This window comes from Moorena sp. SIO2C4 (assembly GCF_010672485.1).
GTDB classification, from domain to species: Bacteria; Cyanobacteriota; Cyanobacteriia; order Cyanobacteriales; family Coleofasciculaceae; genus Moorena; species Moorena producens.
In genome coordinates this window covers 1-2,728 of record NZ_JAAHGN010001018.1, presented here as the reverse complement: position 1 = coordinate 2,728, position 2,728 = coordinate 1, and the positions used below count along the sequence as shown (strand labels likewise).

Genomic DNA, 2,728 nt, shown 5'->3' with positions numbered 1-2,728 from the left:
TGCAATTAAACAAAAATTCTAATAAAATTCCCAAACTGCCTACACTACCCACCCTCCCTAAAATCCCCACGCTTCCGACACTTCCGGCACTTCCCTTCTTTTTTACAAAGATGAGATGCACCCCAAGCTTGGTGCGTAAGTCCTGAAATTCACCAATTGCAGTTGTTGCATAAAATTTGAATTAAATCGTCAATTTAAGCTGAAAAATTCAATTTGAGTGGAAAATAGAAATATAGAGCAGGATTAGCGAAGAGCAACGTGAAATATTTCTTTTTATCGGAAGGCTGGATAGTCGGGCGCGTTTGGGAGTTTGGAGGTCTTTGGAACGAAAACGCTTGGCGACGCCTGCCAGAAATTAAGCAAATGAACCTTTCTATCCTAGAGCAAGGAGAAAAATTGTGGCTCTATCAGGTTGAAGACCTTGTGGTTATGGTTGAAGTCAAACCCATGCCTAACACTTCACCTGAGTCAGCAAAAACTATTGGTCAAGTTGTCCTAAAACGCTTGATCACTGCTGAGCAAGTTATCGAACGCTTAGCGATGACAAATACTGAAATCATGGTAGGGGGCAAAGGTTAACTGATACAGGGAAAAGGCACCAGGGGACAAGGAAGAAGAGGGTGAAGAGGGTGAGGATAGGGAAGATGAGGAAGTAATACTTTTGATTGCGACTTGTGATCAAAGTTATAGCTAGGGTTAGCAGTTAATCAAAAAACCCTAGCCATAGGATTGGAGCCTAATAGCCAGTGCATATCAATAGCCGATACTTTTTAGCTACCAATATCTACCAAAAGCAAATATTAGCCCGCCAATGCAAGATGATTTCTCATCCAGGGTGTATCTACCAAAGCTCGTATAAATATTCCACGAGCGCCATTTAGATCTCGATCCATTCTCTGACCATCAACTTTTGATTTGATAATTTTGCTGCTACCAATCTTGACCAGCTCACCTGTCCAACTGACAGTTTTGCTGGTGTAGGCTTCGCACACATCCAGGACTTGCTTTCCAGTCTCGAAAGCTTTGTGCTTGAGGAACTGCTTGAACCTGTAGTGAGCCAAGTTCATCAGATTGCGAACAGTCTTTGAGTGAATCTTGCGACTCCCACGTTTTGACATCTGGGATGTCTCGAACGTAGGGAGTAAAATCACATCAAAGTTGTCAACCAAAAACCTGGCCGCCTTGTGATGCAGTTCATTGACTAGATTCTGTATCTTGATAGTCATTCTTCTGGCAGCTTTTTTCATTCTTCGCTTTTGCTTTCCTTTAGAAAAGCTGATTTTACCAACCAACTTGTCTAGGTGAGCACATAGGCGTTGGATGCCAGAGAAATCTCCTTCACCAATCTTCCCTACAGAGTTTTCGCTGAAGAATGTCAAAAAGGTTCTCACACCGGGATCGAGCGCAACCACCCTACCTTGATTCTCGGCTTTTTTTGGGGCTGCTTTGTAGGGAACTACTAGATAATAGTTCCCGTTGGTGCTAGTTAATCGACAATCACAAATGTGATCTGGTAGCGATTCAGTAAAGCTTAACTCGCCTAATTTTGTGCGATAAATACCAATAGCTGTAACAGCCGATTTAGGAATATAACAAGACTGGACGGGGTTTTTGCGAGACCTAAACCGAACTCGATTGACCTGCCCAGTTTTCTGGTATTTTTTCTTGGCTTCCCTGATGGCGGTACAGGCATCCTTAATCGCTATAGACTTAATTTGATAAGGCACTGCCTTGCACCACTCAGGGAGATTGTTAAGAATCTCAGTCTTGATCCGTTTCCAGTTAGCCTTTACTGAGCCATCTTGAAGTATCTCGACGGTCTTATTAAAAACATAACGGGAAACTCCAAGCCATTGATTAACCATCTGTTTCTGGCTTTTATCAAGGTAAATCTTGATCTTCTTTGATTTTTTTACCGTACTTCCTGAGTCAATGGACTCGACAGCTGAAGAGGTGAACAATGGAGAGAAGATCCGCGACCAGCTCTGAGTGTAGGCAACTTTCATGGTTGTCGAGAACCACGATTTTTCCACCGTTGGATTCGACCAGGTACTGTACAAGTTCAAACCCAAACCGGGCGAGTCTGTCTCTACAGGCAACAATAAGCGTGAATTGATCTCCTCGCATAAGTCTATCCAGTATGGTTTTAAGCCCAAATCTTTTGAAATTAAGCCCCGATCCGATGTCCTTGATGATTTCGCAGTCTGGGAGTGAGTGCATATAGGCGATTTCCCTGTCAAGGTCATCTCGTTGTTTTGTTGAGCTGACCCGACAGTAGCAGATTGTGTAATCATGCTTGGGTTTTGATTGCTTGATGTAGTTTTCAACGTCAAACAATCTATGCCCCCCTTCTGTTGTGAGTGAATCAATTGTGCCATTATCTGCGTACTTCCTCAATTTATTTTTGGATAATCCCGTAAGTTCGACCGCCTTACGAAGTAGGACTCAACTCATCGGTCAATACTACCAATGATTGGCAGTTTATGGTAGATATTGGACAAGTTTTTGATACTGTCCACTAACCCCCGCACTGATGCTGTGATCGTGGCGAATTTCTTGGCTCGCAACTACAACTGGATGAGTAATACAACCAATTATATCCCGATACTTTTTAGCTACCAAAGTCTACCAAGATAGACCAAGGATCGCCAAGGCAAGATGCAATAGCATCCAGGGGGTATCTCCCAAAGCTCTCGGGAATATCCCGCGAGCGCCATAAAAATGTCAA

3 protein-coding genes are annotated in these 2,728 nt (G+C 43.1%); 1 reads left to right on the top strand and 2 read right to left on the bottom strand.

What is annotated here, in order from left to right; translation table 11 throughout:
* Positions 1–258: 258 nt before the first annotated feature.
* Positions 259–579: a hypothetical protein gene (locus F6K20_RS33005; protein ID WP_008180860.1), complete on the top strand. Its 321-nt coding sequence runs from the start codon at positions 259–261 to the stop codon at positions 577–579.
* Between the two features lie 221 nt (positions 580–800).
* On the opposite strand, the gene F6K20_RS33000 is transcribed toward F6K20_RS33005, so the two are convergent.
* Together F6K20_RS33000 and F6K20_RS32995 are read right to left on the bottom strand one after the other, a co-directional pair.
* Entirely contained in the window at positions 801–2,006 is a 1,206-nt protein-coding gene (locus F6K20_RS33000) for an RNA-guided endonuclease InsQ/TnpB family protein (RefSeq protein ID WP_008180859.1), read from the bottom strand.
* Positions 1,930–2,397 carry an IS607 family transposase gene (locus F6K20_RS32995; RefSeq protein WP_229414350.1) on the bottom strand — a complete coding sequence of 156 codons (468 nt, stop codon included), beginning with the start codon at positions 2,395–2,397 and terminating at the stop codon, positions 1,930–1,932. Before F6K20_RS32995 ends, F6K20_RS33000 begins: the two co-directional genes overlap by 77 nt.
* Positions 2,398–2,728: the final 331 nt, after the last annotated feature.